The organism is Roseibacillus persicicus (genome assembly GCF_014651675.1).
GTDB lineage: Bacteria > Verrucomicrobiota > Verrucomicrobiia > Verrucomicrobiales > Akkermansiaceae > Roseibacillus > Roseibacillus persicicus.
Genome location: NZ_BMXI01000035.1, coordinates 1 through 2,949 on the forward strand (window position 1 = coordinate 1; position 2,949 = coordinate 2,949).

The following is a 2,949-nucleotide window of genomic DNA, read 5'->3' on the forward strand; positions in this document are numbered from 1 at the left end:
GATTGGGTGTGCTTGAACGTTCGGCTAAAAATACTATGACTGAAATCTTTCGACACTATGATAGCGCTACAGTCGGCCTAGTGCAAAGCCTGTTGGAGTCAAGGGGTTTCTTCGAAATGATAGCACCTCGAGTTCCTCTGTTGCAGTCTCAGATATGGTTCCTACGCTCTGTGTTGCCGATGATTCTCAAGAGAAACTAGCGGTCTCTTTTATACGAGAGCACTTTAAGGAGCAAAACGATACTGATGGAGACGAAATAGTGTGCGCTTCCTGTGGGGAGAAGAGTCCATCAAACTTCAGTAGCTGTTGGAACTGTAATGGCGAGCTGCCGTAGTTTTACAGCTAGATTTCTGTCGGGCTAGGAGGGATAGGTGTTCAACAAGTTCGGTTAATGCTTGGCGGAACCCACATATAACGCACTTAATGCCGAACAATGCGCAGCACCACAAATCCGACCGCGCTGGCGAGTCGGAGGTTGACTGGAAGAGGGAGCGTGATAGAAGTAGTGAAAGCACGCTGAGTCGGTCGGATTGGGTGTGCTTGAACGTTCTGCTTTAAAAATGGCCGGGAAAGAAAAGACAACTAGCCAAGTCGTTCGTGAAGGTCTTGAGAAAGCATGTGAAGAGTTCACTGTGCGAGTTATGCCGCTTGGATTCTCGAGAACGAAGAAGATGTTCTGGACGAGGGAGCAGCCTCACGTCGTTGAGTTCATCCATTTTCATAGGTCGGGGAGTAGTTATGGTGCGGCGATAAACTTCTCAGTGGATATTCGAGTCCATTTTGGAATTCGGGTTTTGAATGATAATTGTGACAGCGCTTCTCTCAACGGGCCTTTCAGCGATCCGACATTGACTAGAGAAGGGCGCTACCACCTTCGCTTTAACGCCAAGACTGGAAGCACCTATGACCGGTGCGTCGGCGATTTGGTCAGATTCGTTGCCGAGCGAGGGGAGCCTTGGTTCCACCAATTCCGAGATTGCGAGGTGCTTATCGGTTCGTCAGATACTCCGCTGAGCTTAGACTCAATTGGCTACCTTGAAGCATCTATCCGAGGGGATGCGGATTCTGACAATATTGCCGGATCGCGGAAGCTGTTTGGCATTAAGACACCAAAAAACAAAACGTAGCAGAACAATGCGCAGCACCACAAATCCGACCGCGCTGGCGAGTCAGAGGTTGACTGGAGGAGGGAGCGTGATAGAAGTAGTGGAAGCGCGCTGAGTCGGTCGGATTGGGTGTGCTGAGACGTTCGACGAAAATAGGTTGGATGCTTTGTTCGGCGAGTTCGGGACCAAAGAACTTGGGAATTGATACTGAGAAATCTAGCTTGCGAATCCATAAAGATGATTCGGAGCCTCCAATCTGCCAGGCCCGGACCGCTGCTTGAGCGGCGAGCTCGAAAGATAGGCCGGGGTCGAACAAGGCGTCGCTGCTGAAACCGACCGTGCACTGGGTGACTTATTGACAGGAAGTTTGAAAGTGATAGAAGTAGCGAAAGTTCTCTGAGCGGTCGTTTCAGCAGGACTGAAACGTTCGACTGAAAATGAAGACAAAGCTGAAGGCGTTCGCACTCATATTTACTTGTCTTTCGGGGCTGGTAGTCGTGCGTTTTTACGGTGCCCAGCTCGGAATGATCGGCTCGTTAATTGAAATGCAGTCGCCGGGATTGATAGCAGATTCGAGTTGGCTTAGGCTGCTCGAAACCGATCCTGAGAATGATGGTCTCAACAGTTATAGCGTGTTGGCAGACCGTAATTCTAATGTGGCAATCCCAATCGCGCTCAAACACGTCAAATCAGACGATGACTATCTATGGCTCAATGCGGCTTCATATCTGGGAGACTGCAACCGACCTGAATCGATTCCTTATCTTATCAAGGCGCTGAGACATACAGCTTGGAGAAGTTTAGACGAGAGGGTTGGATGTCTTGAGGTCCTCACGGGTCAGAATTACGGGCGAGACTTTGACGGCTGGAGGACATGGTATCTTTCCGGACAGCCAGAATTTGTGCCGGATTGGGAGTCGTCCTTAGGTTACTCGCCGAGGCTCTAGAAGGTCGAACAATGCGCAGCACCACAAATCCGACCGCGCTGGCGAGTTGGGGGATTGACTGGAGGAAGGGACGTGGTAGAAGTAGTGAAAGCGCGCTGAGTCGGTCGGATTGGGTGTGCTGAGACGTTCGGCTGAAAAAATGGGACCCAGAGAATTTAGAAATCGGTTCAAGGAGGCGATGCCAGAAGTTCCCGAGGACATGGGAATCGAGTTGGCTGAATTCGGGACCTACCCCAAAGAAGTTCTTGAGAAATTAAATCTGCCAGAACAGGATTTACGGATTCTGCGCGAAGTCGGTTTTCCAACCGAATCAGCACCTTTTCTCTCGTTTTCACACAATGTAGGAGAAGCGCTAATTCTATTTTCGGAATTGAACCCTGGAGCGGGAGATGAATTCGAGTGCTACAAGTACTTTGGACACAATGGAACCGGTGATCCAATCTGTATAGATGAACGCGATGGTTCAATTGTAAGCCTTGATCATGAAAGCGGAATGACGAGGAGGCTTTATAATTCATCTCTTACACAGTTCGCGGAGACCCTATGTCTATTAGCCGAGGCAATGCATGGAGGAACCAATCTCGACTTCATGAACGAACTATTGAAGATTGACGAGCCCGCAGCTGGTGAAACTGCAATTTGGGCAACGGAACATTCTCAAGTCATTTGATGGCCGAACAATGCGCAGCACCACAAATCCGACCGCGCTGACGAGTTGGAGGTTGACGGGAGGAGGGAGCGTGGTAGAAGTATCGAAAGCGCGCTGAGTCGGTCGGATTGGGTGTGCTGGAACGTTCGCTTGGAATCGTATTAGTGGGACGATTTTTTCTGCTTTGACGAGGCAGTGGAACGCTGGTTTCTTTGAGGTGAACTCCAAGTTGATTCCTCGGATTTGT

The 2,949-nt window shown here is 49.9% G+C and carries 3 protein-coding genes; all 3 read left to right on the top strand.

Annotated elements, in window-relative coordinates; genetic code table 11:
* Nucleotides 1-560 precede the first annotated feature (560 nt).
* Nucleotides 561-1,127 carry a DUF4304 domain-containing protein gene (locus IE099_RS20355; protein ID WP_189574593.1) on the top strand — a complete coding sequence of 189 codons (567 nt, stop codon included), beginning with the start codon at nt 561-563 and terminating at the stop codon, nt 1,125-1,127.
* A 416-nt stretch (nt 1,128-1,543) separates the two neighbouring features.
* On the top strand, nt 1,544-2,053 hold the full coding sequence (locus IE099_RS20360) for a HEAT repeat domain-containing protein (RefSeq protein WP_189574596.1): 510 nt from the start codon (nt 1,544-1,546) through the stop codon (nt 2,051-2,053).
* A 139-nt stretch (nt 2,054-2,192) separates the two neighbouring features.
* A complete protein-coding gene (locus IE099_RS20365; RefSeq protein WP_189574599.1) occupies nt 2,193-2,723 on the top strand; it encodes an SUKH-4 family immunity protein in 531 nt (176 codons plus the stop codon).
* The last annotated feature ends 226 nt before the right edge of the window (nt 2,724-2,949 follow it).

Excerpts from the sequence above, each read along its gene's own strand:
- IE099_RS20355 (WP_189574593.1), top strand. The coding sequence starts at position 561 with ATGGCCGGGAAAGAAAAGACAACTAGCCAAGTCGTTCGTGAAGGTCTT.
- IE099_RS20365 (WP_189574599.1), top strand. The coding sequence starts at position 2,193 with ATGGGACCCAGAGAATTTAGAAATCGGTTCAAGGAGGCGATGCCAGAA.
- IE099_RS20360 (WP_189574596.1), top strand. The coding sequence starts at position 1,544 with ATGAAGACAAAGCTGAAGGCGTTCGCACTCATATTTACTTGTCTTTCG.